Here is a 24752-nt window from a genome sequence, read left to right as displayed (position 1 = left end):
CCATTGACTGAACACTCATTCATTATTTATGATAAAGTAAAGATATGACAATGAAGAGGGGAATCAGAACAAAGGGGGAGACAAGATGAACGCTTTTCTCATGGTAAACGCGCTGCTGTTCTTAGCTGTAACCGCTTACGCCGTTTATTTATTCGTTTACCTGATCAGAACGAGGATCGCTTATATTAAGCTCGGCCAAAGGGAAGAATTTGATAAACGCCTGAAAGAACGTCTTCAGAAGATATGGGTGAATGTGTTCGGACAGAAAAAACTGCTGAAAGATAAAAAGAGCGGCATCATCCACGTTCTGTTTTTTTACGGTTTTATACTCGTTCAGTTCGGCGCAATTGATTTTATTCTGAAAGGGCTGCTTCCTGACCGTCATCTGCCGTTCGGTCCGGTTTATCCGGCGTTTACCTTTTTTCAGGAAATCGTCACGTTTCTTATTTTAATCGCCGTAGTCTGGGCGTTTTACCGGCGCTACATTGAAAAACTCGTCAGACTGAAACGCGGGTTTAAAGCGGGGCTTGTCCTGCTGTTTATCGGCGGACTGATGGTGACGGTGCTTCTCGGGAACGCCATGAACCTTTTATGGCACGATCATTCTCTGTCTTGGACGGAACCGATCGCTTCCTCCATTGCGTTTGTGCTCGGCGGTCTTTCAGCGCCGGCGGCCGCCGCCGTGTTTTATGTTTCATGGTGGCTTCATCTGTTGTTTTTGCTCAGCTTTTTAGTGTACGTGCCGCAATCAAAGCATGCGCACTTAATTGCGGGTCCGGCGAATGTGTTCCTCAGCAGGCTTGATTCAAAAGGAAAGCTGGAAAAAATCGATTTCACCGATGAGACGAAAGAAAGCTACGGCGTCGGAAAGATTGAAGACTTCCGCCGTTCTCAGCTTGTCGATCTTTACGCCTGCGTCGAATGCGGCCGCTGTACAAATATGTGTCCGGCCTCCGGTACGGGCAAGATGCTCTCGCCGATGGACCTCATTTTAAAGCTCAGAGACCATTTGACGGAAAAAGGCGCTGCCGTGACGTCAAAATCTCCGTGGGTGCCCGCGCCCGTTTTTCAGCACACGAAAGCGAATCAGCTCGCCGCGGCTTCCTCAGGGGGAGGATCACGTGAAGCGGCGGCATCCATTGATTACAACCCGAGCTTAATCGGCGAGGTCATCACGGAAGAGGAGATTTGGGCGTGCACCACTTGCCGCAACTGTGAAGATCAATGTCCGGTCATGAATGAACACGTTGATAAAATTATCGATCTGCGCCGCTATCTTGTGCTTACGGAAGGGAAGATGGACAGCGACGCGCAGCGGGCCATGACAAGCATTGAAAGACAGGGAAACCCGTGGGGCTTAAACCGGAAAGAGCGGGAGAACTGGCGGGAGCAGGCTGATACAGAGATTCCGACAGTGAAAGAAATGAAAAAACAAGACAAAGAGTTCGACTATTTGTTTTGGGTAGGCTCAATGGGTTCCTACGATAACAGGAGCCAAAAGATTGCCGTCTCATTTGCAAAGCTGCTTAATGAAGCGGGCGTATCCTTTGCGATTCTCGGCAATAAGGAAAAAAACTCAGGCGATACGCCGCGCCGTTTGGGCAACGAGTTTCTGTTCCAAGAGCTGGCGGAACACAACATCGGCGAATTTGAAAAACACGGAATCAAAAAAATCGTCACGATTGATCCGCACGCCTATAATATGTTCAAAAATGAATATCCTGATTTCGGATTCCGGGCCGAAGTCTATCACCATACTGAATTATTAGCCGAGCTTGTGTCACAGGGGAAACTAAAACCGCTTCACCCGGTGAATGAAACGATTACCTTCCATGACTCGTGCTATTTAGGAAGATACAATGAAGTGTATGAGCCGCCGAGAGCGATCTTAAAAGCCATACCGGGCGTTCAATTGAAGGAAATGGAGCGCAGCCGCGAAAACGGGATGTGCTGCGGCGCCGGGGGAGGGCTCATGTGGATGGAAGAAGAAACGGGAGCGAGAATCAACACGGCCCGGACTGAGCAGGCGCTTTCTGTCAGTCCGACGGTCATCAGCTCCGGATGTCCTTACTGTCTGACTATGCTCGGTGACGGTACGAAAGCGAAAGAAGCCGAAGACGCGATCGGCACTTATGATGTCAGTGAATTGCTCGCCATGTCTGTATTCGGCGCTGAAAAACAAGAGTCTTTATAGAAAGAAGCGGGCCGCCGGCGCATATGCCGGCGGCTTTGTTTTCGCACATCAGCCGATTTATGAAGGGACGGCTCTAAAATTTCTTAAATTACGCTGTTAAGGGTAGCATATTCTGTTTTAATTTGTTTATAATGAGAGGTATGGTTTATGAACAAAACAATACAAATTCGTTCTTATTATAGGATAGAAACAGATACATATAAGTAATAGAAAGGGAGTGTCCGACCTTGAGTATCAAACAATATTCTCAGGAACAGCTGAAGCAGATGGCTTTAGTTGAAATCGCTCACGAAATTTTCTCAGAACATAAAAAACCGGTTCCGTTCCAGGAGCTGCTGAATGAAATGATCTCCTTGCTCGGTGTTACGAAAGAGGAACTGGGCGACCGTATCGCCCAATTTTATACAGACCTGAACATTGACGGCCGCTTTATTGCTCTGTCAGACCAGACGTGGGGGCTTCGCAGCTGGTATCCGTACGATCAGCTGGACGAAGAAACACAGCCGACTGTAAAAGCGAAAAAGAAAAAAGCGAAAAAAGTCGTTGAGGAAGATCTCGACCTTGATGAATTCGAGGAAGTTGATGAAGATGACATCGATCTCGATGAAATGGAAGAAGATATTGACCTTGACGCAGACAGCTTTGACGACGAAGATGTCGATGAAGAAGATGACGACGAGCTTGAGATCGAAGACGAGATGATTGAAGAAGATGAGGAAGATTATGATGATGAGGATCGCAAAGACTGATTTTATATCGGCAAAACGATCTTGACTTTCATTGTCGAACTATGTAGTATGTATTTTGGGCTCTTCAAAAAGAAGAGAATTCATAAGAGTGCTACGCTCCCTTTCAAGAAATTGAAAGGGAGCTTTCTTATTTTCATCTCCCAAATTCTTTTACACATCATTTGTTTTTAGTGAAATGATTTTCTATAAAACGGCACATTTTAAGGAATGTAGCGCAGACCGAAGAGAGGAGCAAACGAAATGACGAAATATATTTTTGTAACCGGGGGAGTTGTATCATCACTCGGAAAAGGAATTGTGGCTGCATCACTTGGCCGCCTTTTGAAAAACAGAGGCATGAGCGTCACTATCCAAAAATTTGACCCTTATATCAACGTTGACCCGGGAACGATGAGTCCGTACCAGCACGGTGAGGTATTCGTTACCGATGACGGCGCTGAGACTGACCTTGACTTAGGGCATTATGAGCGTTTCATTGACATTAATCTGAACAGATTCAGCAACGTGACGACCGGTAAAATCTATTCTGCCGTATTGAAAAAAGAGCGCCGCGGGGACTACCTCGGCGGAACGGTTCAGGTCATTCCGCACATCACAAATGAACTGAAAGACCGCGTGTACCGTGCAGGCAAAGAAACAAACGCAGATGTAGTCATTACTGAGATCGGCGGAACAGTGGGAGACATCGAATCCCTTCCGTTCCTTGAAGCCATCCGTCAAATGAAAAGCGACATCGGCCATGAAAACGTGATGTACATTCACTGTACGCTTGTTCCGTACATCAAAGCGGCGGGCGAGCTGAAAACAAAACCGACGCAGCACAGCGTAAAAGAGCTGAGAAGCCTCGGTATTCAGCCTAATATCATCGTCGTGCGCACGGAAATGCCGATTTCTCAAGATATGAAAGATAAAATCGCGCTCTTCTGCGATATTGACACGAAAGCGGTCATCGAGTGCGAAGATGCGGACAACCTTTACTCCATCCCGCTTAACCTTCAGGAGCAGGGACTCGATAAGCTTGTCTGCGATCATATGAAATTAGAATGCAAAGACCCGGATATGACGGAATGGAAAGACCTTGTCACGAAAGTGAAAAACTTGTCTAAAACCATTACAATCAGCCTCGTCGGTAAATACGTCGAGCTTCAGGACGCTTACATTTCAGTCGTTGAATCACTGCGCCACGCCGGCTATGCGTTTGACGCTGATGTGAAGATCAAATGGATTAACGCCGAAGAAGTGACAGAAAGCAATATTCAAGAGCTGACTGGCGGCACAGACGGAATCATCGTGCCCGGCGGTTTCGGAGACCGCGGCGTAGAAGGGAAAATCATCGCCGCCAAGTATGCGCGTGAGAATAAAATTCCGTTCTTCGGCATCTGCCTCGGTATGCAGATTGCATCCATTGAATATGCGCGAAACGTATTAGGTCTGGAAGGGGCTCATTCTGCGGAGATCGATCCGTCCACTCCTTATCCGATCATCGACCTTCTGCCAGAACAAAAAGATGTCGAGGATCTTGGAGGAACGCTTCGTCTCGGACTGTACCCTTGTAAGCTTCAGGAAGACACGAAAGCCTTCGAAGCGTATGCGGATGAAGTGGTATACGAACGCCACCGCCACCGTTATGAATTCAACAACGAATACAGACAGCAAATGGAAGAGAACGGTTTTGTGTTCTCAGGCACAAGCCCTGACGGCCGTCTTGTGGAAATCATCGAGCTGAAAGACCATCCTTGGTATGTCGCTTGCCAGTTCCACCCTGAGTTCAAATCAAGACCGACAAGACCTCAGCCTTTATTCAAAGACTTTATCGGCGCTTCCGTACAAGCTGCAGAACAGAAGTAATAAAAAAAGACTTGCCTCCTTTAAAAGCGGCAAGTCTTTTTTCTGCATCAGGTATATTCCTGCATCATTTCCTTTAATGTAAAGGACAGTGCGTGATAGACATACAGGCCTGTCATTAATGAAGGAAAGCCGTATCTTGTCCCGTCTTCATCAGGCAGAAGCGGCATTTTTAATTTGCTGTCAATATGAACATCACAAAATTCCTCAATCCCGGTTTGATCTTTGATGACAGGAGATACGCCAACGAGGCCGATCCCTTTTTCATAAAGCTTTTGAGCCAGCGCCTGTTCTTCAGCCGTGCCCGGACCTGAACAAAACATCAGCACCCTGTCGCTTTCTGTAATCGAATCAGCTGTATCCGGAAACGCTTTGACGGAAGGCATCGGTTCTGAGCCGAGTTCCGCCTCGCACAAAATGCCCTGCATCTCATTTGCGCCGTATAAATAAATGGTATGACCGCTGACGGCTGCCTGCGCCAGCAGGCGCGCGCCGTCTTCTATTGCTTCGGATTCCTTATCCTGAATGCGGGAAAAAATGCCTGCAAGCTGTGTCGTAAATATCTTTAACATGAGTGAAACCTCCTTTACACATACAAGAACAGTATACAACAAAAGAGAAAATGCTCAGAAAATGTCGGAAAGTAGACTATTATAATTAAAGGAAATGTGAAAATCAAACAGAATACATAAACAACTGCTTCCTTTTGACGAAAATGATAATATTGGGGTGTAAAATGATGAATGAAAAGATTTTAATCGTAGATGACCAATACGGTATACGCATATTGCTCAATGAAGTGTTTCATAAAGAAGGGTACCAGACGTTTCAGGCCGCCAACGGCATACAGGCGCTGGACATCGTAACGAAAGAACGGCCCGATCTCGTGCTTTTAGATATGAAAATCCCCGGCATGGACGGAATCGAAATTCTCAAGCGCATGAAGATGATTGACGAATCCATCCGCGTCATTATCATGACCGCTTACGGAGAACTCGATATGATTAAGGAATCAAAAGAGCTCGGAGCGCTGACCCATTTTGCGAAACCTTTTGACATTGATGAGATCAGAGACGCGGTGAAAAAATATTTACCTCTAAAATCGAATTAATAAAATTAGAAACAATTATGTCATTGTGTTGCCGATTTGTCGAAAAGTTGGTATCCTAGAGATGGAGAAAAAGCGATCTGTTGTTTTACATATGACAGGTTTTTATGGTCATGCTATAGGTGGAAAGCTTTTTTCGAGAAGAAGCAAATCAGGCTACATAAGGAGGACTTTCGACATGCCTTTAGTTTCAATGACGGAAATGTTGAATACAGCTAAAGAAAAAGGATATGCTGTTGGACAATTTAACTTAAATAACCTTGAGTTCACTCAAGCTATTTTACAAGCAGCAGAAGAGGAAAAATCCCCGGTTATTCTTGGTGTTTCAGAAGGCGCGGGACGCTACATGGGCGGCTTCAAAACAGTGGTTGCCATGGTTAAAGCTCTTATGGAAGAATACAAAGTGACAGTTCCTGTCGCCATTCACTTAGACCACGGTTCAAGCTTTGAATCTTGTGCGAAAGCGATTCATGCAGGTTTCACTTCTGTAATGATCGACGCATCTCACCACCCGTTTGAGGAAAACGTAGCAACTACAGCTAAAGTGGTTGAGCTTGCTCATTTCCACGGCGTTTCAGTTGAAGCTGAGCTTGGAACTGTAGGCGGACAGGAAGATGACGTGATCGCTGAAGGCGTAATCTATGCTGACCCTAAAGAGTGTCAAGAACTTGTAGAGCGCACTGGCATCGACTGCCTTGCACCTGCACTGGGTTCTGTTCACGGCCCTTACAAAGGCGAGCCGAACCTCGGTTTCAAAGAAATGGAAGATATCGGAAAATCAACCGGCCTTCCGTTAGTACTTCACGGCGGTACAGGAATTCCGACTGCCGACATTAAAAAATCAATCTCACTTGGTACGGCTAAAATCAACGTAAACACTGAAAACCAAATTTCTTCTGCAAAAGCTGTCCGCGAAACATTGGCAGCTAAGCCGAACGAATACGATCCTCGTAAATATCTTGGACCTGCTCGTGAAGCGATCAAAGAAACGGTTATCGGCAAAATGCGTGAGTTCGGTTCTTCAAACCAAGCTTAATCCAATGTAACATCCATAAACCGCCTGACAGCATTGACAGGCGGTTTTATGTCTTACCTTTAGAAAGCGCAATCATGTTTTACAGTTCTGAAAATTTATTACTGGGGAGGCTTTCCTTATGTTATTTTTCATTGATACAGCAAACATTGACGAGATTAAAGAAGCTTATGAACTTGGCGTTCTTGCCGGAGTTACGACAAACCCTAGTTTAGTGGCGAAAGAAGCTGACGTGTCTTTCCATGACAGACTTCGTGAGATTACGGAAGTCGTGAGCGGATCAGTAAGCGCGGAAGTCATTTCCCTGAATGCTGAAGAGATGATTGAAGAAGGTAAAGAACTTGCGAAAATCGCACCGAATATCACGGTGAAAATCCCGATGACGTCTGAAGGGTTAAAAGCCGTAAAAGCGCTGAGCGACCTGAACATTAAAACAAACGTAACGCTCATCTTCAGCGCCAACCAGGCGCTTTTGGCGGCAAGAGCCGGAGCGACTTATGTATCTCCGTTCTTAGGCCGTCTGGATGACATCGGCCATAACGGTCTTGAACTGATTTCAGAAATAAGACAGATTTTTGACATTCATGACATTGATACACAAATCATCGCAGCTTCCATCCGTCATGCACAGCACGTGACTGAAGCCGCTTTACGCGGTGCGCATATCGGTACGATGCCGCTGAAAGTCATTCACCAGCTGACGAAACATCCGTTAACGGATAAAGGCATCGAGCAATTCTTGGCAGACTGGAATAAATAAAGATAAATAGGGCGGCAAACCGGTTGCATCCGTTTGCCGCACCCTTATGTTTTCCTTTTGGCAGCGGGCCTTCAGTATCAAAGTGAAGAGTGTGTTTCCCCGGAATGTGAACCCGGCGGGCCTCTGTGCATCCTGTGTTAAAAATGCCCCGCAAAGCTTCGCTATTTTCTTCCTGTTATTTTATAATGTCCTTGTATTCTTTCTCTTCGAATTGGCTACATTTTGGACAAGAGCTTTATTTGCAGAGACAGAATAAAATGCCATTTTATTTACGCTCCGCAGCTATCTTCTTATGGAAGGAGACTATCATGGAAAAGTTGAATATTGCCGGCGGCGATCCGTTAAACGGAACCGTACATATCAGCGGTGCGAAAAACAGCGCCGTCGCATTGATACCCGCAACCATTCTGGCAAATTCCGAAGTAACGATCGAAGGGCTTCCGGAGATCTCAGATATTGAAACGCTGCGTGACCTGCTGAAAGAAATCGGCGGAAACGTCCATTTTGAAAAAGGAGAAATGGTCGTCGACCCTTCCCCGATGATCAGCATGCCGCTTCCCAACGGCAAAGTGAAAAAACTCCGCGCTTCCTATTACTTAATGGGCGCGATGCTGGGCCGCTTCAAACAGGCGGTCATCGGACTGCCGGGCGGATGCCATCTCGGGCCGCGGCCGATTGACCAGCACATCAAAGGATTTGAAGCGCTTGGGGCGGAAGTCACCAATGAACAAGGCGCGATTTATCTGCGCGCCGAAAGGCTGAGAGGCGCACGGATTTATTTAGATGTCGTCAGCGTCGGAGCGACGATCAATATCATGCTTGCCGCTGTACTGGCTGAAGGTAAAACCGTGATAGAAAACGCCGCCAAGGAACCTGAGATTATTGATGTGGCCACATTGCTCACCAGCATGGGCGCAAAGATCAAAGGCGCGGGAACCAATGTAATCAGAATCGACGGCGTAAAAGAGCTGCACGGATGCAGGCATACGATCATTCCGGACAGAATTGAGGCGGGCACCTTTATGATCGCCGGCGCCGCGATGGGGAAAGAAGTCATTATTGATAATGTCATACCGACTCACCTGGAGTCTTTAACGGCGAAGCTCAGGGAAATGGGTTTTCACATTGAGACGAGTGACGATCAGCTTCTTATGCTCGGCGGGCAGAAGCAGATAAAACCGGTCGACGTAAAAACGCTTGTTTACCCGGGATTCCCGACTGATCTTCAGCAGCCGATGACATCTCTGTTAACGAGAGCCAGCGGCACAAGCGTCGTAACCGACACCATCTACTCGGCCCGATTTAAACATATAGATGAGCTGAGACGGATGGGGGCCAACATGAAAGTGGAAGGCAGGTCGGCCATTATCACCGGTCCGGCCGAGCTTCAGGGCGCAAAAGTAAAGGCGAGCGATCTGCGTGCAGGCGCTTGTCTGGTCGTCGCCGGGCTCATGGCTGACGGCGTAACCGAAATCACCGGTCTTGAGCATTTAGACCGCGGCTACAGCAATCTTGAGAAAAAACTCGAAGGTCTGGGCGCCACAATCTGGCGGCAAAGGCTGACGGACGAAGAGATAGAACAGCTCCAAAATTCATAGAAATGCGGACTTTTGAGAGGAGATCGTGTTGAAATGGAAAGAAGCTTATCGATGGAATTGGTTCGAGTCACTGAAGCGGCGGCTTTAGCATCTGCCAGATGGATGGGCCGCGGGAAAAAAGATGAAGCTGATGATGCGGCGACAAGCGCAATGCGTGACGTGTTTGACACGGTGCCGATGAAAGGCACGGTCGTGATCGGGGAAGGCGAGATGGATGAAGCGCCGATGCTTTACATCGGCGAAAAGCTCGGAAACGGATACGGCCCGCGCGTCGATGTCGCCGTCGATCCTCTTGAAGGCACAAACATCGTAGCGAGCGGCGGCTGGAATGCGCTGACGGTGATCGCGGTCGCCGACCATGGAACATTGCTGAACGCCCCGGATATGTATATGGAAAAAATCGCGGTCGGTCCCGAAGCGGTAGGCTGCATCGATATCGAAGCGCCTGTCATTGATAACTTAAAAGCCGTTGCGAAAGCGAAAAACAAAGACATTGAAGATGTCGTGGCAACCATTTTAAATCGTGACAGACATGAAAAAATCATCTCTGAATTGCGTGAGGCGGGCGCCAGAATCAAACTGATCAACGACGGTGATGTCGCGGGCGCCATCAATACGGCCTTTGACCATACGGGAGTAGACATTCTCTTCGGTTCAGGCGGGGCTCCTGAAGGCGTGCTGTCTGCCGTTGCGTTAAAAGCGCTCGGCGGCGAAATCATCGGCAGGCTTCTGCCGCAAAGTGCGGAAGAGCAGGCCCGCTGTGAGCGAATGGGCCTTGATGTATCCAAAGTGCTCCGGATGGAGGACCTTGTGAGAGGGGATGACGCCATTTTTGCCGCAACGGGCGTCACGGACGGAGAGCTGCTGAAAGGCGTTCAGTTCAAAGGCTCCGTCGGCACGACTGAAAGTCTGGTCATCCGGGCGAAATCAGGAACGGTCCGATTCGTTGACGGAAGACACAGCCTGAAGAAAAAACCAAATCTTGTGATCCGGCCATAAATAGAGAAAAGCGGGACGGAAAGTCCCGCTTTTCTTTTGCAATAAAGAGTCAACCCTATCATTTATATGTCAAAGCATTATTTAAGTTGAATAATTTTTTGAAATGAGGTAAAAATAAAGAGTGCTGCGATTTTTCTGTGTCATTCCTTCTTTTGAGTACTGGGAAATTTTCAAATTCTACCGCATACAGACGATATAAATATTGATCTTCTCAAGTTTTTGTCCTCGCTTCCTTCAAAACTCATTAAGACATTCCTTTTTTAAAAAAGCGCCGATCATGGGTGGAAGTGTTACCGATAGAAGTTCCTGAACGTTTTATAAAAGAATGTGCTTTGGCGGAATCATGCGAAGCAGCCGATTTGAATGAAAACAGCAATACATTGACTATGAAAAGCGTGGTGTTTTTATGAAAGACGTATCTATTTCCTCTTTGGAAAATATGAAATTAAAAGAACTATATGAACTGGCCAGACATTATAAAATCTCCTACTACAGCAAACTGACTAAAAAAGAATTAATCTTTGCCATTCTGAAAGCCAACGCCGAGCAGGAGGATCTTCTGTTTATGGAAGGCGTGCTCGAAATCATCCAATCGGAAGGATTCGGCTTCCTCAGACCGATTAATTACTCGCCAAGCTCAGAAGACATCTACATTTCTGCTTCCCAGATCCGCCGCTTTGATTTAAGAAACGGTGACAAAGTATCCGGCAAGGTGCGTCCGCCGAAAGAAAACGAACGCTATTACGGACTTTTGCACGTTGAAGCGGTAAATGGAGATGATCCGGAATCTGCGAAAGAGCGCGTTCATTTTCCCGCGCTGACTCCGCTTTATCCGGACCGCCAAATGGTGCTTGAGACGAAACCGAATTATCTCTCAACAAGAATTCTCGATATGATGGCTCCCGTCGGTTTCGGCCAGCGCGGTCTGATCGTGGCGCCGCCGAAAGCCGGTAAAACCATGCTGTTGAAAGAAATCGCTAACAGCATTACGACAAATCAGCCTGACGCTGAATTGATCGTTCTCTTAATTGATGAAAGACCGGAAGAAGTAACGGATATTGAACGTTCCGTAGCGGGCGATGTCGTCAGCTCGACGTTCGATGAAGTGCCGGAAAATCACATTAAGGTAGCGGAGCTTGTGCTTGAACGGGCGATGCGTCTCGTTGAACACAAAAAAGACGTTATCATTCTGATGGACAGCATTACCCGCCTGGCACGGGCCTACAACCTCGTTATCCCGCCAAGCGGACGTACGCTTTCCGGCGGGATTGACCCGGCTGCGTTCCATCGTCCGAAGCGCTTTTTCGGTGCCGCGCGAAACATTGAAGAGGGCGGCAGCCTGACCATTTTGGCGACTGCGCTCGTAGACACGGGCTCCCGGATGGATGACGTCATCTATGAAGAGTTTAAAGGAACGGGCAACATGGAGCTTCACCTTGACCGTTCTCTTGCGGAAAGACGGATTTTCCCGGCGATCGATATCCGCCGCTCCGGCACACGGAAGGAAGAGCTGCTCGTGCCGAAAGAGCATCTTGACCGTCTATGGGCGATCCGCAAATCGATGTCTGATTCTCCGGACTTCGCAGAGAAGTTTATGAGAAAAATGAAAAAAACAAAAACGAATCAAGAATTCTTCGATCTGATCAACCAAGAATGGAAGCAGGCAAACCTTTCATCATCAGCCCGCCGCTGATAAAAAATGTATTTGCAAATGCAGTAAATGACTGATATAATTCTCTCATATGCGTTCCGGATTCGCTCCGGAATAATAACTCTGTTTCCACACGGGATTCAGGGCGGAAGGAGATGGATACAATGAAAGCAGGAATTCATCCTAATTTCAAAAAAGCAACAGTTAAATGCGCTTGCGGAAATGAATTTGAAACAGGCTCAGTAAAAGAAGAGGTACGCGTTGAGATTTGCTCTGAATGCCACCCATTCTACACTGGACGTCAAAAATTCGCTTCTGCTGATGGTCGTGTTGATCGCTTTAACAAAAAATACGGTCTTAAGTAATAATAGATTTTACAGGCAGGCAAGAATTGCTTCTTGCCTGTTTTTTATGTCTATAAACAGGAAAAAGGGGAGCGGATAGCCTATGTACATAATGAAGCAAAGCGGATGGCTTGAGCTGATATGCGGCAGCATGTTCTCTGGGAAATCAGAAGAGCTGATCCGCAGAGTGAAAAGAGCGACATATGCGAAGCAGGAGGTTAAGGTATTCAAACCTGCCATTGATAATCGCTACAGTGAGGAAGCCGTCGTTTCTCACAACGGCACATCCATGACAAGCCACGTCATCTCGTCTTCGGCTGAAATATGGGATCATATCAGTGAAAGCACCGACGTCATCGCGGTAGATGAAGTGCAGTTTTTCGGCGAATCGATCATCGGCGACTTATCCTCGCTTGCGGATAAAGGCTATCGTGTCATCGCGGCCGGACTTGATATGGATTTTCGGGGAGAGCCTTTCGGCGTGGTGCCGAATCTGATGGCGGTTGCCGAATCGGTGACGAAGCTGCAGGCGGTCTGCTCTGTTTGCGGGTCGCCGGCAAGCCGTACGCAGCGTTTGATTGACGGGAAGCCCGCTTCCTATGATGATCCGGTCATTTTAGTCGGCGCGTCGGAGTCATACGAAGCGAGATGCAGACATCATCACGAAGTGCCGAAAAAAACAGACTGATAAATAACCCTTTTTATGAAAACATCGGTAAAAAATCCGGTGTTTTTTTGACGTTTTTTCAAAAATTGTAGTTAAATAACTTAAAAAAGAGTATGAAAAAATTAAGTAATTTTCATCTCTTGAATTTTCATTTTTACAGGCATAAAATGACTAAGTAATGTAAATAGTTATGAGACATTGTTCGAATAATTGTCAAAAAAAGATATAGCAGATCGCGATCACACTAGCCAAAATGGGTAATTACTTAACTTTGTTAACTATTTGAAGAAAGAAGGAGATTTTCTTGAATAATATTAAAGTAACGAAGGAAGGCAACTTAGAAACTACTTTAAGAGGAAAAGAAGTTCTATCTATCCCTACTTTAAATAAAGGTGTTGCGTTTTCAGCAGAAGAAAGAAAAAGCCTTGGATTAGACGGGCTGCTTCCTCCGACAATTCTGTCTCTTGATGAGCAGGCAAAACGCGCATACGAGCAGTTTCAAGCTCAGCCGGACCGCCTTCGCCAAAACGTGTATTTGAATGATTTGCAAAACCGTAACGAAGTTCTTTTCTTTAAATTGCTTCAAAACCATCTTCGTGAAATGCTGCCGGTTGTTTACACACCGACTGTCGGTGAAGCGATTCAAGAATACAGTCATGAGTACAGAAGACCTCAAGGGATTTACCTTTCTATCGACAACGTGGAAGGAATCGAAGAGGCATTTGAAAACCTTCATGCCACTGCCGGAGATATTGATCTGATCGTTGCGACAGACTCAGAAAGCATCCTCGGAATCGGTGACTGGGGTGTAGGCGGTATCAACATCGCCATCGGTAAATTAGCGGTATACACAGCTGCTGCCGGTATTGACCCAAGCCGCGTCATTCCTGTCGTTCTTGACGTCGGTACGAACAATGAAAAACTTCTGAACGATCCTTTATACATCGGTAACCGCCATGAACGTATCCAAGGCGAACGTTACGAAGCTTTCGTTGACGCTTATGTAAAAGCTGCGCTTAAATATTTCCCTAAAGCTCTTCTTCACTGGGAAGACCTTGGAAACAAAAACGCGCGCAATATCATGAAGAAATACAACCATGAAATTCTTACATTCAACGATGACATTCAAGGAACAGGTGCGATTACGCTTGCGGGTGTGCTTGCGGCTATGAAGAAAACAGGCGCGTCTATTAAAGACCAGCGTGTGGTTGTCTTCGGTGCGGGATCTGCCGGAATCGGAATCGCTGACCAAATCCGCGACACTATGGTGCTTGCCGGTCTTTCTGAAGAAGAAGCCAACAAAGCGTTCTACACAATGGACTACAGAGGCTTGTTAATTGAAGGTATGGAAAACATTCTTGATTTCCAAGAGCCGTACCTGCGCACAGCTGAAGAAATTAAAGATTGGAAACGCGATGAAAATGGACAAATTCCTTTCATTGAAGTGATCCGTCAAGCGAAACCGACAATCTTAATCGGTACATCAGGCCAAAGCGGCGCGTTCAGTGAAGAAATCGTCAAAGAAATGTCAAAACACGTTGAGCGTCCGGTCATCATGCCGATGTCTAACCCGACACCGCTTGCTGAAGCCGTTCCTAGCGATCTTTTCAAATGGACTGACGGCAAAGTGCTTGTGGCGACAGGAAGCCCGTTTGACAATGTAGAGTACAATGGCGTTTCTCATGAAATCGGACAATCTAACAACGCATTCGCGTTCCCTGGACTTGGTCTCGGTTCAATCGTTGTAGAAGCGAAAGTGATTACTCCTGCAATGTTTGCGGCAACTGCTGACGCAATCGCAGAAAGCGTTGATTTTGAAACACCGGGTGCAGGCCTTCTGCCGAGCATGAGCGACTTACAAGAAGTTTCAATTAAAGTTGCGATCGCCGTAGCGGAAACTGCCATTAAAGAAGGCGTGGCAAACCGCATTCCTGAGAATGTAGAACAAGCCGTTCTTGATGCAATGTGGAAACCGCAATATAAGCAAGTTGTCGCTAAATAATTTTAATTTTACAGTCCGAGGGAAAGCTTTTATGTAAAGGCTAAAGTATACGGACATTAAGGATTTGGAGGAGAACATTTTGAGCTTCTTAGATATTTTAATCCTCCTGGCGCCGATCTTTTTCGTGATCGTGCTGGGATGGTTCGCAGGTCGCTTCGGAAGTTATGACGCGAAGTCAGCAAAAGGGGTAAGCACCTTAGTTACGAAGTACGCGCTTCCGGCGCATTTTATCGCAAGTATTTTAACCACTTCAAGAAGTGCGTTTTTATCACAGGTTCCTTTGATGGTCGCTTTGATCATTGGGATTGTCGGATTCTTTATCGTCATTCTGTTGGTTTGCAAATTTATCTTCAAGTATGATTTAACGAATTCATCTGTATTTTCTTTAAACTCTGCACAGCCGACATTTGCTTTTATGGGTATTCCCGTACTAGGAAGCTTATTCGGAGCAAGCGAAGTAGCGATTCCTATCGCCGTTACGGGTATCGTGGTTAACGCCATCCTTGACCCGCTTGCGATCATTATCGCTACTGTCGGTGAGTCATCTAAGAAAAAAGACACTGAAAACGAGAACTTCTGGAAAATGACTGGTAAGTCTATTCTTCACGGTCTTTCCGAACCGCTTGCGGCTGCACCGCTTATCAGTATCATTCTGGTACTCTGCGGTGTAACACTCCCTGGCTTGGGAGAAAAAATGCTTGATCAGCTCGGAAGCACAACATCAGGTGTTGCGCTCTTCGCCGTCGGTGTAACTGTCGGTATCCGCAACATTAAGCTCAGTCTGCCGGCTTTCGGTATCTCTTTGTTAAAAGTTGCCGTTCAGCCTGCGCTGATGTACTTGATCGCTCTTGCAGTCGGACTTCCGGCTGACCAGATCACGAAAGCGGTATTGCTCGTTGCATTCCCTGGATCTGCGGTAGCGGCGATGATTGCCACACGTTTCGAAAAACAAGAGGAAGAAACTGCGTCCGCGTTTGTAATCAGTGCGATTTTATCTCTAATCTCACTGCCGATCATCATTGCGCTGACTGCATAATGAAAAGCTCCCTGTTTCAGGGAGCTTTTTTGATTAGAATTGAAATTTAAAAGGCGAAAATCTTGTTTTTTTTCTGGGTTTCTTATGTTCTGAAGAAGCGGCTGTTTCTGAGAGGGGAGCTGTCTGGGCAAGTTCCTGGATGCGGGAGGCCAATGTCCGCAATTCGGAATTGAGGTCGTCAATTTCCCGTCTGTGCTGAAGAAGCTGATAAGACACCCCTTCATCCGCCTTTTGTTTCAGCTGGCGTTCAAGCTCCTCTATCCTTGAAAGCAGATGGTTCTCACCTTGTTTCTCTTTCGTGAGAATGTCCAGTTTGCGCTCCAGCTCTGCCAATCTTTGTTCAGCGCCGCCATTGATTTTCGGACGCTGCAAAATGAAGCCCGTCCGTTTTTTCGGCTGCCGGGGCACTTGAACATCCAGAAGGGCAGTGCCTTCAGAAATTTGCCGTTTGACCGATTTCAGCACATCAAGATCCTCAGGTGTAAAGGAATAATGTCCGAGCTCATTCCGTTCAGCCGGAAGATTCAGCTGCTTGACCCACCTTTGCACCGTTTTTGCGGAGACACCGAGCTCTTTCGCGGCCATGTTTGTATTCATGATCACATACCTCCTTTTTGCTAGGTATTCGACCATGAGGCGGCGTTCCCTTCATGTTAGACAAAACAAGAAGGAATTCGCCAAAGAAAGCGGCATTTCTTCAAAAAACGTTACGCTTCATACAATTCAAGCGGAAGCTTGTCGGGATCGAAGAAAAAGGTAAACCGTTTCCCCGTCAGCGGATCGGTTCTGATCGGTTCTGTGCCGACGCCCTTTTCCTTTAACTCCCTGACGGCTGCTTCAAGATCGTTTACGGTGAAGGCGAGATGCCGGAGACCCGCGGCTTCCGGTCTGGTCGGCCGTTCGGGCGGATCGGGAAAGGAAAACAATTCAATCGCGTACGCGCCGTCCAGCGCCAGATCAAGTTTATAAGATCCGCGATCCTTTCGGTATGTTTCTTTTATAATGCCGAAACCGAGAATCTCGGTGTAAAAAGCTTTCGACTTTTCATAATCAGAGCATATGATTGCTATATGGTGGATGGATTTCAGCATATCCGCCCCTCCTTTTTTGCTTCAGTATAACAGAGGCGAATTGCTTTTGACTGGCGATAAGCCCTATACTATAATGAGAATGTTACGCACAGGAAAACAGAGGTGAAGACCGTGTTAGACCGTTTACAGTCAATTGAACAACGATACGAAAAATTAAATGAGCTTTTAAGTGATCCGGAAGTGGTCAACGATCCGAAAAAGCTTAGAGAATATTCGAAAGAGCAATCTGATATACAAGAAACCGTTGAAGTCTATAGACAATACAGAGACGCATCAGAACAGCTTGCCGATGCGAAAGCGATGCTTGAGGAAAAGCTTGATGCCGATATGAGAGAAATGGTGAAGGAAGAAATCTCCGAACTGCAGGGAGAGACGGAAACCTTATCAGAGCGTTTGAAAGTGCTCCTCATCCCGAAAGACCCGAACGATGACAAAAACGTAATCATGGAGATCCGCGGAGCAGCGGGAGGAGAAGAAGCCGCGCTGTTTGCGGGAAATCTCTACAGAATGTACTCCCGTTACGCCGAAATCCAAGGCTGGAAGACTGAAGTCATGGAAGCAAACGTGACCGGAACGGGCGGTTACAAAGAAATCATCTTTATGATTACGGGAAAAGGCGCATACTCCAAGCTGAAGTATGAAAATGGCGCGCACCGCGTACAGCGTGTTCCGGAAACGGAATCAGGCGGCCGTATTCATACATCCACGGCGACGGTGGCGTGTCTTCCTGAAGCGGAAGAAGTAGAAGTGGACATCCACGAAAAAGACATCCGCGTCGATACATTCGCATCAAGCGGACCGGGCGGACAAAGCGTAAACACGACGATGTCGGCCGTACGCCTGACGCATTTACCGACCGGTGTCGTCGTATCCTGTCAGGATGAAAAATCTCAGATTAAAAACAAAGAAAAAGCGATGAAGGTGCTCCGCGCCAGAATCTATGACAAATTCCAGCAGGAAGCTCAGGCTGAATATGATCAGACCCGTAAATCAGCCGTCGGTTCAGGCGACCGTTCCGAGCGTATCCGCACATACAATTTCCCGCAAAACCGTGTGACGGATCACCGCATCGGCCTGACGATTCAAAAGCTGGATCAAATCCTGGAAGGCAAGCTTGATGAAGTGGTTGAAGCGTTAATCGTAGAAGACCAGTCAAGCAAGCTCCAGCAGGCGGAAAATTAAGATGAAGACCGTTTTTGAAGCCCTAAGCTGGGCTTCTTCTTATTTAACCGAAGCGGGAAGAGAAAAAAACGCGGCCGAGCTGCTGCTGTTAAATGATACCGGAATGGATCGGAGCAAGCTTCTCGCAAGTCTGCAGGAGCCCGTCGGCGAGGACGAGCTTTATCGATTCAGACGGCACGTGGAGATGCATAAAGAAGGTATTCCGATTCAATATATTATCGGGAAAGAACAGTTTTACGGCAGGGAATTTTTTGTGAATGACGATGTTCTCATTCCGCGTCCGGAAACGGAAGAAGTCGTCTTTCATCTGCTGGACAGACAGAAGCGGGCATTTTCCGAGGCAGAACGACTGAACGTCATTGATATCGGTACGGGGAGCGGTGCCATTGCGGTGACGCTCGCCCTTGAATGCGGACATTTTTCAGTATCGGCTTCGGATATTTCAAAAGAAGCGCTGCAGGTGGCGGAAAGAAATGCGCAAAACCTCGGAGCGGACGTCTGTTTTTTGCAGGGAGATCTGTTAACTCCTTTTATTTCATCAGGGAAAAAAGCGGATATTATTGTTTCCAATCCGCCGTATATTTCTGAAGAAGAAATGGCGGATTTGTCGGATATCGTCCGTTTCCATGAGCCGCTTCATGCTCTTACGGACGGCGGTGACGGTTTGAAATTCTACAAGCGGTTTATGGAGGAGCTGCCTCTTGTCATGAAAGATAAAGCGCTTGTCGTCTTTGAAATCGGATATAATCAGGGGAAAGCCGTGAAAGACCTGTTCCGTCATTCCTTTCCGAATGCGGAAGTGGAAGTCGTACAGGACATCAATGGAAAAGACAGAACCGTATCCGCGGTCATCACATCATGAAAAAAGCCTGCCGGTGACGCACACGGCGGGCTTTTGTTACAATGGAAAGAAAATGAAAGGGGCATCCGCCTTGAAAAAAGCGTTCGCCTTCGGATGTATACTCGCCGCCGCAGCTTATGCGGCGGGGTTTGTTCTGCCGTTTGGCATTGATATCATTTTCGGCGCCGTTACGGCTGTTCTTATCGTCACAGCGGTCATCGTTTCCGGGCTGGCCGTAAGCGGAGCGGAGCAGCGGGCCAATTATCATTCTGAAACAGAAGAAGGACGGCACGCCCGTTTAAAGATGGCCGCCGTTTTCTTTTGCACCGCTCTCCCTTCAGCCGGCTGTCTGCTGATTACGCTTCTGTAGCCGGATTTTGTCTTTGCAGCAATACGGAATCCCATACCCAATAGACGACGGCTGTTAAAACCGCAAAGATATAAAAGGCTGAATTAGAAAACAGAGATTGGCCTGACGGCTGCAAAAGACCGAAGATGATCCCGTTTGCAATGAATGACACCCCTAAATAATAAAGAAAATACAGCGGATGAAATCTCTTCGGCTTTTTATTCAGAAAGTATTGAAGCGGCAGCGCAAAAATCAAATAAGGAAACAAAAAATAAAACGCCATCGAAATGAAAGCCGCGATAATGAATTGATGAACATACAAAATAGAATAAATGACAGACATACATGCCGCCGACAGCAGCACGGTGTAATTATATTTCATCTGAAAACCTCCTATCAAAATAATATCGTACCATATTTTGAATCTGTCAATGCAGATTATCAGCTTGCTAGATTTTTTTCTTTTCGCCGGTTTAAACCTTTTCCGTCATGTCCATAATGGGACTAGATAAAAAAGCACGGAGAGGAACGGTGGGGACCGATGAAACAGACGATGATGATCTGCATATATATTTTTCTTTTATTATCAGGAGCGCTTGCGGGTTTGACAAAAGAAGAAACGGCGCGGGCATCAGCCGATGAGCCCGTCGTCATACCGGATGAAGCGATCCGGCTCAGGATTTTGGCCAACAGTGATAACGATGAGGATCAAAAGCTCAAGCGCCAGATCAGAGATGCTGTAAACAAGCAAATCACGGACTGGGTGAAAGATATCACTTCCATTGAAGAAGCGCGGCGGCTCATTCGTTCGAAGCTTCCTGAAATTAAAGAAATCGCCAAACAAACGATGAAAGAAAAGGGTGCGCATCAATCCGTTTCAGTTCAATTCAATAAAATCTCGTTTCCGACAAAGCTCTACGGCAATATGGTCTATCCGGCCGGAAAATATGAAGCGATTTTAATTACACTCGGCAATGGCGAGGGCGCCAACTGGTGGTGCGTCTTGTTTCCGCCGCTGTGCTTCCTTGATTTCTCAAACGGCGAAGCGGTGAAAGATCAGGAAGAGGGCGGACAGAAGCAGGAAGAAACGCAGAAACAGACTAAAAAAGTGCTGGATGACGTAAAAGCAAAGGCTGATAAAGCGAAGAAAGAAAAGAAAGATGACGATGATACCGAAGTGAAGTTTTTCCTCGTCGATTGGATTTCAGATCTATTTTCCTGAAGCAAAAGGCATAAATCCGGATTCGATTCATAGATTGGAAGAAAGAGTTGATCGAAACGGAGGGAAATATATGTTTTATCAGCTGAGAGTGGCAAGAGATCAAGATACGGAGGCGCTGGAGGCCTTTTTGAAAAAGGCTGATACGGCACATGCGGAAATCGATCAGCAGATCAGCCGGTTTATCGTGCTGGAAGACAGTGAAAAAAAGATTGCCGCCTGTCTCGGGATCGAAAAATTCAGCGGCGGAAAAGGGCTTCTCCGTTCACTCGTCATGTCGGACAGGCTGAATCAAAGCCATATCGTTACACTGTTTCAAAGTATGGATGTGCTGTGCAAAAAACATGAGATTCAAGATGTCTACTTAGTCGCCAATCAGCCCTCATCTGCTGAGTTTCTGAATGTGATGGGATTTGAAGCGTGCGCCGATGCGTCTGATGAACTGTATACGTCCGAACATTTCCGCAATTCGTTATGCACAGAAGGTTCGTTTTTAATGGTGAAAACCTCTGCCTGATCTAACTTATACACAAGGTTATCCACTTATTAAAAAGTGTTGTCCACAGTTTGTGGATAACACTTGTTTTATTAAAGGACATCTTTTATACTTTCAAAAGGAATACACGAGAGAAAATAAAGTTTTACCGCTTTAAAATAAGGAGTTTGGTTATACATGAAAACAAGAAGATGGTTTGTGGATTGTTCGCGCGAATTATCCACAACCGATCCCCAGATTACACAAGCCGCGGAATTGCTCCGGCAGAATGAGGTTGTGGCTTTTCCGACAGAAACCGTTTACGGACTGGGCGCTAACGCTGAAAATACGGAAGCCGTGACGAAAATATATGAGGCGAAAGGAAGGCCGAGCGATAATCCGCTGATTGTGCATATATCCCATATCAGCCAGCTTGATCGTTTTATCAGCCATATTCCTGAGACGGCGAAAAAGCTTATGAAGCTATTCTGGCCGGGGGCGCTGACCCTTGTCCTGCCGTGTAAGCCCGGTGTGCTGTCACCCCGTGTCACCGCGGGACTTGAGACGGTAGCGGTCAGAATGCCTGATCATCCGGCAGCATTAGCCCTCATCAGCTCGGCCGGACTGCCGATCGCAGCGCCGAGCGCCAATTTATCAGGAAAACCGAGCCCGACGAAGGCCGAGCATGTAGCTCATGATTTAAACGGCCGCATTGCCGGTATTGTGGACGGCGGCGCGACGGGAATCGGAGTGGAATCAACCGTTCTGTCCTGTACGGGGAAACAGCCCGTGCTGCTTCGTCCGGGCGGCGTGACAAAAGAGCAGATTGAATCCGCCGCCGGTCCGGTTCTTGTGGATAAAGGGCTGACCGAAGAAGATGAGGTTCCTATTTCTCCGGGTATGAAATATACACATTACGCGCCTTCTGCACCGATGGCTATTGCCGACGGCGGCGCCCGGAGAATTCAAGAACTGGCAGACACATATAAAAGCCGGGGGAAACGAATCGGCATTCTGACAACAGAAGAGAACGCCGATAGTTACCAGGCTGATTATATCAAGGTCTGCGGCAGACGCGCCGACCTTGAAACAGTGGCGTCCGCCTTATACGATGCGCTCCGCAGCTTTGATGAAGCGGAAGTGGACATGATTATTTCTGAGTCCTTTCCGGATACCGGAGTGGGGCTCGCCATTATGAACAGGCTGATGAAAGCCGCAGGCGGCACCGTTATCCATTAACTTGTTCTACCCTTTATCGGACATGCATAAGCTAAACAAGCGGGCACGTCCAAGGGGGTTTTTATTTCATGTCGAATCTATTCATCGGGGAACTTGTCTCCTTAAGCATCATGGCATTTGCTTTGGGGACGGATGCCTTTTCCGTCGGGCTCGGGATGGGAATGATTCAGCTGAAGAAAAAACAGATTTTTCATATAGGGGTTGTCATCGGGCTGTTTCATGTCATGATGCCGCTTGCGGGAATGGCGGCCGGGCATCTGCTGTCCGGTTTTCTGGGGATGCTCGCCGTTTACATCGGCGGATCTCTTCTCTTCATTTTAGGGGTGCAGATGATCATCGCCGCGTTTAAACAATCAGACGGGCCGCTCATATCTCCGGCAGGCTCGGGACTGTTGCTGTTTGCGGTCGGCGTCAGTCTGGACAGCTTTTCTGTCGGGCTCAGTCTCGGGATGAACGGCTCCAATCCGTTTCTGGCCGTTACGCTGTTCGGTGTCTTCAGCACCGTTTTAACATGGGCGGGCCTTTTGGCTGGAAGAAAGGTGCAGTCGTGGCTCGGCTCCTACAGCGAAGCGCTTGGCGGAGCCATTTTGATCGGATTCGGGCTGAAACTGCTTTTACCGATATAAGATACGTAAAAAAAGAAACGAAGATGCCGTTTCTTTTTTCTTCATTTATAATAGGCAGTAAGAGGTGACGGACATGAAAATAATCTTTGTATGTACAGGCAATACGTGCCGCAGTCCTATGGCTGAGGCTCTTTTTAAATCCATTGCAGAAACGAAAGGGCTGGACGTCAGCGTAAGCTCGGCCGGCGTATTCGCGTCTCCGCACGGAAAAGCGTCGGCCCATGCCGTAGAAGCGCTGTTTGAAAAACGGATCGCTCTCAATCACAGTTCATCTCCCTTATCGGAAGAACATATCGAGACGGCTGATCTGGTGCTGGCGATGACTGAACAGCATAAACAGCTGATTGAAGGCCGATATCAAAACAGTCAGGGCAAAGTCTTTACCATTAAAGAATACGTAACGGGGGAAAACGGCGATATCTCTGACCCGTTCGGCGGTCCGCTTGATGTTTATAAACAGACGCGGGACGAACTGGAGGAGCTGCTGACCCTTTTGGCTGATCAATTGCTTGACGGAAAAAGTAAGTAATCTGTCAGAAAATCTGCAAACAGGTCATTTGCAAAACGAATGTGAAAGAGTAGAATGAAATCAACGGATTTCGTAATAAAAAGGACATGCACACTGGGCTGTCTTCGCCCAGCCACACCTAGGAGGTAAATGAATGAAAGTAGCTATTGCGTCAGATCACGGCGGCGTCCATATCCGCGAAGAAATAAAAAGTCTTTTGGATGAATTGCAGATTGAATACATTGATATGGGCTGTGAATGCGGCAGCGGTTCTGTTGATTATTCTGACTACGCTTTTCCGGTAGCGGAAAAAGTGGTGAACGGTGAAGTTGACAGGGGAATTTTAATTTGCGGCACAGGCATCGGCATGAGCATTTCCGCAAACAAGGTAAAAGGGATACGCTGTGCGCTTGCGCATGACACCTTCAGCGCAAAAGCGACGCGGGAACACAATGATACGAATGTTCTTGCGATGGGGGAACGCGTCATCGGCCCGGGTCTGGCGCGCGAAATCGCAAAAATCTGGCTGACGACTGAATTTACGGGCGGCCGCCACGAACGGCGGATCGGCAAAATCGCAGATTACGAAGAAAAAAATCTGTAAGAGGTGCTGGACAATGGAAGAGATGAAGCGAAAATGGACGGACATGCTGACTGAATTTCAAGAGCAGGCCGGACTTAAGGACGGCAGTCTGCTGGTCATCGGGTGCAGTACGAGTGAAGCCGCCGGAAGCCGGATCGGCACCGCGGGGAGCGGCGATTGGGCTGAATTGATTTACGGCGGACTTGCCCGGTTCAAGGAAAAAACGGGTGTTCATCTTGCTTTTCAATGCTGCGAGCATTTAAACAGGGCGCTTGTCATTGAGGCGGAAACGGCCGAGCGGTTCAGGCTCCCCCTCGTTTCAGCCGTCCCCGTCCCGAAAGCGGGCGGAGCGATGGCTTCATATGCATACCGGCAGATGCAGTCTCCCGTGCTCGCTGAATCGATTCAGGCTGACGCCGGAATTGACATCGGTGATACGTTCATCGGCATGCATTTAAAACCCGTTGCCGTCCCTGTCCGGATATCAAGCCGTGAGCTCGGAGAAGCGCATGTGACGATGGCCCGGACAAGGCCGAAGCTGATCGGCGGAATTCGCGCCGTTTATGAATGCGAATGATGAAAATACTTTTCCTATATAATGTTCGTGTTTTCCAATTAAATATTGTGATTTTTTTAAATAAGCTGTTACATTC

At 47.3% G+C, this 24752-nt stretch carries 27 protein-coding genes and 1 pseudogene; 24 read left to right on the top strand and 4 right to left on the bottom strand.

Annotated elements, in window-relative coordinates; genetic code table 11:
* The first annotated feature begins 85 nt into the window (after positions 1-85).
* The 3 genes from NYE50_RS19915 to pyrG all read left to right on the top strand — a co-directional run bounded on the left by NYE50_RS19915 (position 86) and on the right by pyrG (position 4791).
* Positions 86-2194, top strand: a complete 2109-nt coding sequence (locus NYE50_RS19915) for a heterodisulfide reductase-related iron-sulfur binding cluster (protein WP_159353543.1) — start codon at positions 86-88, stop codon at positions 2192-2194.
* Positions 2195-2421: 227 nt separating this feature from the next.
* Entirely contained in the window at positions 2422-2943 is a 522-nt protein-coding gene (gene rpoE, locus NYE50_RS19910) for a DNA-directed RNA polymerase subunit delta (protein WP_159353542.1), read from the top strand.
* Positions 2944-3183: 240 nt separating this feature from the next.
* Entirely contained in the window at positions 3184-4791 is a 1608-nt protein-coding gene (gene pyrG / locus NYE50_RS19905; protein ID WP_003151098.1) for a glutamine hydrolyzing CTP synthase, read from the top strand.
* A 47-nt stretch (positions 4792-4838) separates the two neighbouring features.
* Here the strand turns inward: pyrG and NYE50_RS19900 are convergent, their stop codons facing one another.
* Positions 4839-5360, bottom strand: coding sequence for a DUF2529 domain-containing protein (locus tag NYE50_RS19900; RefSeq protein WP_014419112.1), 522 nt, complete (start codon positions 5358-5360; stop codon positions 4839-4841).
* A gap of 164 nt (positions 5361-5524) precedes the next feature.
* On the opposite strand from NYE50_RS19900, the gene spo0F reads away from it, so the two are divergent.
* The 11 genes and pseudogenes from spo0F (at position 5525) to NYE50_RS19845 (ending at position 15986) form a co-directional block, all read left to right on the top strand.
* Positions 5525-5899, top strand: a complete 375-nt coding sequence (gene spo0F / locus NYE50_RS19895; protein ID WP_012118670.1) for a sporulation initiation phosphotransferase Spo0F — start codon at positions 5525-5527, stop codon at positions 5897-5899.
* A 175-nt stretch (positions 5900-6074) separates the two neighbouring features.
* Positions 6075-6932 carry a class II fructose-bisphosphate aldolase gene (locus NYE50_RS19890; protein ID WP_003151102.1) on the top strand — a complete coding sequence of 286 codons (858 nt, stop codon included), beginning with the start codon at positions 6075-6077 and terminating at the stop codon, positions 6930-6932.
* A gap of 118 nt (positions 6933-7050) precedes the next feature.
* On the top strand, positions 7051-7689 hold the full coding sequence (fsa, locus tag NYE50_RS19885) for a fructose-6-phosphate aldolase (protein WP_003151103.1): 639 nt from the start codon (positions 7051-7053) through the stop codon (positions 7687-7689).
* Positions 7690-7997: 308 nt separating this feature from the next.
* Positions 7998-9287: a UDP-N-acetylglucosamine 1-carboxyvinyltransferase gene (locus tag NYE50_RS19880; protein ID WP_007407612.1), complete on the top strand. Its 1290-nt coding sequence runs from the start codon at positions 7998-8000 to the stop codon at positions 9285-9287.
* Between the two features lie 33 nt (positions 9288-9320).
* Complete coding sequence (gene glpX, locus NYE50_RS19875) at positions 9321-10286, top strand: class II fructose-bisphosphatase (protein WP_003151105.1); 966 nt, start codon at positions 9321-9323, stop codon at positions 10284-10286.
* Between the two features lie 201 nt (positions 10287-10487).
* Positions 10488-10696 (top strand): annotated as a pseudogene (locus NYE50_RS22015) (hypothetical protein).
* Positions 10693-11979 carry a transcription termination factor Rho gene (gene rho, locus NYE50_RS19865; protein ID WP_003151107.1) on the top strand — a complete coding sequence of 429 codons (1287 nt, stop codon included), beginning with the start codon at positions 10693-10695 and terminating at the stop codon, positions 11977-11979. Before NYE50_RS22015 ends, rho begins: the two are co-directional and overlap by 4 nt.
* A 122-nt stretch (positions 11980-12101) precedes the next feature.
* On the top strand, positions 12102-12302 hold the full coding sequence (gene rpmE, locus NYE50_RS19860; protein ID WP_003151132.1) for a 50S ribosomal protein L31: 201 nt from the start codon (positions 12102-12104) through the stop codon (positions 12300-12302).
* Positions 12303-12384: 82 nt separating this feature from the next.
* Positions 12385-12969 (top strand): thymidine kinase, encoded by a 585-nt coding sequence (locus NYE50_RS19855; protein ID WP_007614390.1) that lies wholly within the window; start codon positions 12385-12387, stop codon positions 12967-12969.
* A 283-nt stretch (positions 12970-13252) separates the two neighbouring features.
* A complete protein-coding gene (malS, locus tag NYE50_RS19850; RefSeq protein ID WP_021494804.1) occupies positions 13253-14950 on the top strand; it encodes an oxaloacetate-decarboxylating malate dehydrogenase in 1698 nt (565 codons plus the stop codon).
* A gap of 79 nt (positions 14951-15029) precedes the next feature.
* The gene (locus tag NYE50_RS19845; protein WP_060562433.1) at positions 15030-15986 is read left to right on the top strand and encodes an AEC family transporter; all 957 of its coding nucleotides are present in this window, start codon (positions 15030-15032) and stop codon (positions 15984-15986) included.
* A 33-nt stretch (positions 15987-16019) separates the two neighbouring features.
* Here the strand turns inward: NYE50_RS19845 and racA are convergent, their stop codons facing one another.
* Both racA and gloA2 read right to left on the bottom strand, forming a co-directional pair.
* Complete coding sequence (gene racA / locus NYE50_RS19840) at positions 16020-16583, bottom strand: chromosome-anchoring protein RacA (protein ID WP_159353540.1); 564 nt, start codon at positions 16581-16583, stop codon at positions 16020-16022.
* A gap of 110 nt (positions 16584-16693) precedes the next feature.
* Positions 16694-17077, bottom strand: a complete 384-nt coding sequence (gene gloA2, locus NYE50_RS19835; RefSeq protein ID WP_007614387.1) for an SMU1112c/YaeR family gloxylase I-like metalloprotein — start codon at positions 17075-17077, stop codon at positions 16694-16696.
* A gap of 111 nt (positions 17078-17188) precedes the next feature.
* On the opposite strand from gloA2, the gene prfA reads away from it, so the two are divergent.
* From prfA to NYE50_RS19820, 3 genes are all read left to right on the top strand, one after another.
* Positions 17189-18259 (top strand): peptide chain release factor 1, encoded by a 1071-nt coding sequence (gene prfA / locus NYE50_RS19830; protein WP_003151139.1) that lies wholly within the window; start codon positions 17189-17191, stop codon positions 18257-18259.
* 1 nt (position 18260) lies between these two features.
* Positions 18261-19121, top strand: a complete 861-nt coding sequence (gene prmC / locus NYE50_RS19825; RefSeq protein ID WP_015240760.1) for a peptide chain release factor N(5)-glutamine methyltransferase — start codon at positions 18261-18263, stop codon at positions 19119-19121.
* 70 nt (positions 19122-19191) lie between these two features.
* Positions 19192-19470 carry a DUF5316 family protein gene (locus NYE50_RS19820; protein ID WP_060562578.1) on the top strand — a complete coding sequence of 93 codons (279 nt, stop codon included), beginning with the start codon at positions 19192-19194 and terminating at the stop codon, positions 19468-19470.
* On the opposite strand, the gene NYE50_RS19815 is transcribed toward NYE50_RS19820, so the two are convergent.
* Positions 19457-19831 (bottom strand): UPF0715 family protein, encoded by a 375-nt coding sequence (locus NYE50_RS19815; protein WP_003151143.1) that lies wholly within the window; start codon positions 19829-19831, stop codon positions 19457-19459. The genes NYE50_RS19820 and NYE50_RS19815 overlap by 14 nt on opposite strands.
* A gap of 159 nt (positions 19832-19990) precedes the next feature.
* Here NYE50_RS19815 and spoIIR point away from each other — a divergent pair, with 159 nt between their 5' ends.
* The 7 genes from spoIIR to NYE50_RS19780 all read left to right on the top strand — a co-directional run bounded on the left by spoIIR (position 19991) and on the right by NYE50_RS19780 (position 24676).
* On the top strand, positions 19991-20671 hold the full coding sequence (gene spoIIR, locus NYE50_RS19810) for a stage II sporulation protein R (protein WP_224988329.1): 681 nt from the start codon (positions 19991-19993) through the stop codon (positions 20669-20671).
* A 70-nt stretch (positions 20672-20741) separates the two neighbouring features.
* The gene (locus NYE50_RS19805) at positions 20742-21185 is read left to right on the top strand and encodes a hypothetical protein (protein ID WP_224988327.1); all 444 of its coding nucleotides are present in this window, start codon (positions 20742-20744) and stop codon (positions 21183-21185) included.
* 156 nt (positions 21186-21341) lie between these two features.
* Positions 21342-22382: an L-threonylcarbamoyladenylate synthase gene (locus NYE50_RS19800; RefSeq protein ID WP_110124401.1), complete on the top strand. Its 1041-nt coding sequence runs from the start codon at positions 21342-21344 to the stop codon at positions 22380-22382.
* A gap of 68 nt (positions 22383-22450) precedes the next feature.
* On the top strand, positions 22451-23008 hold the full coding sequence (locus NYE50_RS19795) for a manganese efflux pump MntP (protein WP_015418417.1): 558 nt from the start codon (positions 22451-22453) through the stop codon (positions 23006-23008).
* A 73-nt stretch (positions 23009-23081) separates the two neighbouring features.
* Positions 23082-23537: a low molecular weight protein arginine phosphatase gene (locus tag NYE50_RS19790; protein ID WP_003151148.1), complete on the top strand. Its 456-nt coding sequence runs from the start codon at positions 23082-23084 to the stop codon at positions 23535-23537.
* Between the two features lie 133 nt (positions 23538-23670).
* Positions 23671-24120 (top strand): ribose 5-phosphate isomerase B, encoded by a 450-nt coding sequence (rpiB, locus tag NYE50_RS19785; protein WP_016937637.1) that lies wholly within the window; start codon positions 23671-23673, stop codon positions 24118-24120.
* Positions 24121-24133: 13 nt separating this feature from the next.
* Positions 24134-24676, top strand: coding sequence for a TIGR01440 family protein (locus NYE50_RS19780; RefSeq protein WP_224988325.1), 543 nt, complete (start codon positions 24134-24136; stop codon positions 24674-24676).
* Positions 24677-24752 lie beyond the last annotated feature (76 nt).

The sequence above is a fragment of the Bacillus sp. EU55 genome, from assembly GCF_038005925.1.
In the GTDB taxonomy this organism is placed as follows: domain Bacteria; phylum Bacillota; class Bacilli; order Bacillales; family Bacillaceae; genus Bacillus; species Bacillus velezensis.
The sequence above is the reverse complement of the archived record's forward strand: the minus strand, read 5'-3'. Positions and strand labels throughout refer to the sequence as shown.